Origin of the sequence: Streptomyces sp. NPDC002130, assembly GCF_040296465.1 — a bacterium.
In the GTDB taxonomy this organism is placed as follows: domain Bacteria; phylum Actinomycetota; class Actinomycetes; order Streptomycetales; family Streptomycetaceae; genus Streptomyces.
The window spans coordinates 1-3,624 of sequence record NZ_JBEOXI010000452.1 but is presented as its reverse complement, the minus strand read 5'-3'; the positions used below and the strand labels follow the sequence as shown (position 1 = coordinate 3,624).

Sequence of the window (3,624 nt, the reverse complement as noted above, 5' to 3'; positions counted from 1 at the left end):
CGAGAAGATGCAGGAGCAGATCCACGGTGGTGAACAGCCGCCGAGCGAGCGCGTGATGGTCCAGCACGACGAGATGTTCGGCCGCGAGTACCGCGTGCAGACCGAGGGCGAGCACCCCGACCCCGCGATGCGCGAGAAGTGAGGCGACCGACCATGCCCGAGACGCACACTCCCCAGGCCGGCGACGATCGTGCCGCGGACACCGACGTGGTCGCGTTGCTGATGCGCCAGCACGGCGACATCCGCAACCTCTTCGACGAGGTCGAGGCCACCAAGGGCGAGGAACGCCGTGACGCCTTCCGCCGCCTGGTGCGGCTGCTGGCCGTCCACGAGACCGCCGAGGAGGAGGTCGTCCACCCCTTCGCACGGCGAGCCCTGCCCGCTGGCGAGCAGGTCGTGGAGGACCGGCTCGCCGAGGAGCGGGCGGCCAAGGAGACCCTGGCCGCCCTGGACGAACTGGACACCGACGATCCGAAGTTCATGCTCCAGCTGATGAAGCTGCGCAAGGACGTGCAGGAGCACGCCCGGGCGGAGGAACGCTACGAGTTCACGCACATCCGCCGCAGCACCGACGCCGACGGCCTCGCCACCCTGGCCAAGGCCGTGAAGGCCGCCGAGGCCATGGCACCCACCCGCCCCCACCCGGGCGTCGAGTCCGCCAAGGCCAATCTGGCCCTCGGCCCCGTCGCGGCCCTCGTGGACCGCACGAAGGACGCCGTCCGCAAGGCGATGGGCAAGGACTGAACTCCGCGAGGAGCCGACCTGAGGCAGGTGGCCGGCCGGGGATCGGCGGGATCCCCGGCGCACCGGTCGTCGTGCGGTCGGACGGGCTCCTGCGGTCGGACGGGTCGTGTGGTCGGACGGGTCGTGTGGTCAGACGGGAAGGACGAACGGAGGGTGCGCCCCGTTGAGGAAATAGTCCCCGACGTCCTGGAGCCGGTGGCCGACGGGCTCGTACAGCGTGTGCGTCCGGGCGTTGCGCCAGAACCGGTCGAAGCCCAGCCGGGCGGAAGCGGAGCGGGCGCCGATGATGTCCAGGGCACGAGCGGTGGACTCCTGAGCGGCCTTGGACGCGGCGGCCTCGGCCATGGCCACCAGGACGGAGATCTCCGCGTAGTCCTCGTAGGTGAGGTCCTCGCCGTGGTCCAGCCCGCCCTGCACGGCCTGGCGTGCCTCGTCGGCGAGTGCGGACGCCGAGCGGGTGAGCACGGTGAGCTCCCCGTACGCCGTGAGCACCTGTGGATCCTGAGGGGAGCCGACCGGCCAGTCCGGGTGCCAGTGCGAGTGGCCGGACCTGCTGTACTCACGGGCCTCGGCGAGCACGCCCTCCGCCATGCCGAGCCGGAGCTGCGCCGACAGCAGCCGCCCGACCGGTGAGACCAGGGCCGTCAGGGGCGACAGGACGTCCTCGTCCGCCGACAGGGAGCCCAGCACCTCGTCGGCGGCGATGGGCACGGCGTCGAACTCCACGCTGCCGCCCGCCGCCAGCCGCTGGCCGAAGGGGTCGGCGTCACCGTCGACGACCACACCCACGAGGGCGGGATCGACCACGAGCGCGAAGGGTTCGCCGGTTCCGGCCCGCACCGCACGTACGGCGAGGCGGTCGGCGACCAGAACGCCGGCGGCGTAACTCTGCCGCCCGTTCAGCACGTACCCGCGCGTGTCCCGGGTGAGCGTCAGCGCCGGTTCCTGGCGGGCCAGGCCACCGCCCCAGCACCACTGCTCCGCCGCGGACCGCCGCTCCAGCCGAGCGGCGAGGGCGGGCTCGGCGAAGAACCGTGCGCTCCAGGACGTGAAGTAGTGACAGCCGAGGAGCTGCCCGATGGCGCCGTCGGCCGCCGCGATCTCCCGGACCACGGCGTACGCCTGGGTCCAGTCCGCGCCGCCGCCCCCGAGCTCGGCGGGGACGAGGAGGGTCAGCAGTCCAGACTCGCGCAGCCGGGAGACCTCGTCGAAGGGAGGCTTGCCCGCCTGGTCCCGGGCGACGGCGTCCGTGGCCAGGTCCTCCGCCGTCTCGCGTGCCACGCGCAGCCAGTGCGCGCTGTCGGTCCCGGACTGGTCGAACTCCGCGGCGGGGCCGGACGGCGCCGGGGCAACGCCCATCGCAGGAATCTCCTCAAGTTCGTATGCAGAACGGGGTGTTGAGCCTCACGGGCGGGAAAGATGTGTGGGCCATGCGCATCATCCTGCGCAGGAGCGCAAGGCCCCGTCAATACTTTCCTAGTAATTCGATAGGGAACGTAGGGAATGACGGTGAGCGGCGAGCCGGGTCCTCAGTCGGCGCACGGGCGTCGGCGGCAGCGCACGGGCGGCGCCCCGCGCGTAGTGCCGCTCCACGTAGAACTGCCCCACACTCAGCACGGTCGTGACGGCGATGTACCAGAGCGTGGCCACCAGCAGCAGCGGGATGACCTGGTACGTCTGGTTGTAGACCAACTGCACCGAGTACAGCAGGTCGTGCACGGCCAGCACGCTGACGATGCTCGTGCCCTTCAGGGTGCCGATCAGCATGTTGCCGGCGGTCGGCACGATGGAGCGCATCGCCTGCGGCACGACGATCCTGCGCAGGGCGCGCGACCTGCCGATCCCGAGCCCCTGCGCGGCCTCCGTCTGCCCGGCGTCCACGGAGAGGATGCCGCCGCGCACCACCTCGGCCGCGTAGGCCGCCTCGTGCAGGGTCAGGCCTATGACGGCCGTCAGGGCGGGGCCGAGCAGGTTCACCGTCTTCACGGTGACGAACTGCGGGCCGAACGGGATGCCGAGGCCGAGCGTCGGATAGAGGGCTCCGATGTTGAACCAGAGCAGCAGCTGCACCAGCAGCGGAGTGGACCGGAAGACCCACACATAGCCCCAACTCAGGCTGCTCAGCACCGGGTTGGCGGACAGTCGCATCACGGCCAGCGGGATGCCGAGCAGGAAGCCGAGCACCATCACCACGCCGGTCAGCCAGAGGGTGAGCAGCAGCCCGTCGAGCACGGCGGCACTGGTGAAGTACCCGCCGACCACGCCCCATTGGAAGGCCTGGTTGCGGACGACGGAGTCGACCAGCAGCGCGAAGAGCGACAGGGCGACGGCAGCGGCCAGCAGCCGGCCGATGTTGCGGCGCGGCACGATCCGCGGCACGTCGTCGGCCCCCTGGCCAGGGGCCCGGCCGGGGGTTTTCGGACCTGCCACGGACAGGGCGGGAGCGGAGTCGGTGAGGTCGGAAGGCGAGGCCATCAGAAGGCTCTCCAGGGGAGGGAGGCACGGCACGGGCAGGGGGCCGGAACCAGGCTTCGGCGTCATCACGCTCGCCGCGTCCCTCAACGCGGTGCGCCCGATCGTATGGGGACGACACACACAGGTGTCAACCACACCCGCAGCCGCGGGGCGTTCGTGCCAACTCCCGTCCGTCATCCGGGCTGTGGTTGACGAGACGCGAGTCGCCCTGCTCAAGTAGTCGCATGAATGCCGAGCAGCGCCTGGTCACCCGTGGCCACATCGACTTCGGTCGGGTATGGTCCGCGGCGTGTTGCGCCTGACGCGGCAGCGGGCCGTCTGACCGGCCCTTCCCTCCCTCGGTGCCCCCGTCGCGGGCCGAGTCTCTCCCCTGACACGCGCTGCCGCCGCTCCACCCTGCCCAGG

The 3,624-nt window shown here is 71.4% G+C and carries 3 protein-coding genes; 1 reads left to right on the top strand and 2 read right to left on the bottom strand.

The features are described 5' to 3' along the window. Nucleotides 1-153: 153 nt before the first annotated feature. Nucleotides 154-744, top strand: coding sequence for a hemerythrin domain-containing protein (locus tag ABT116_RS40795; protein WP_351645176.1), 591 nt, complete (start codon nt 154-156; stop codon nt 742-744). Nucleotides 745-873: 129 nt separating this feature from the next. On the opposite strand, the gene ABT116_RS40790 is transcribed toward ABT116_RS40795, so the two are convergent. Continuing rightward, the gene (locus ABT116_RS40790; protein WP_351645174.1) at nt 874-2,103 is read right to left on the bottom strand and encodes an acyl-CoA dehydrogenase family protein; all 1,230 of its coding nucleotides are present in this window, start codon (nt 2,101-2,103) and stop codon (nt 874-876) included. A 117-nt stretch (nt 2,104-2,220) separates the two neighbouring features. Beyond that, nucleotides 2,221-3,285, bottom strand: coding sequence for an amino acid ABC transporter permease (locus ABT116_RS40785; RefSeq protein ID WP_502984029.1), 1,065 nt, complete (start codon nt 3,283-3,285; stop codon nt 2,221-2,223). Nucleotides 3,286-3,624 lie beyond the last annotated feature (339 nt).

Coding starts and splice junctions, on each gene's coding strand:
- ABT116_RS40785 (WP_502984029.1), bottom strand. CDS start 3,285: ATGACGCCGAAGCCTGGTTCCGGCCCCCTGCCCGTGCCGTGCCTCCCT.
- ABT116_RS40795 (WP_351645176.1), top strand. CDS start 154: ATGCCCGAGACGCACACTCCCCAGGCCGGCGACGATCGTGCCGCGGAC.
- ABT116_RS40790 (WP_351645174.1), bottom strand. CDS start 2,103: ATGGGCGTTGCCCCGGCGCCGTCCGGCCCCGCCGCGGAGTTCGACCAG.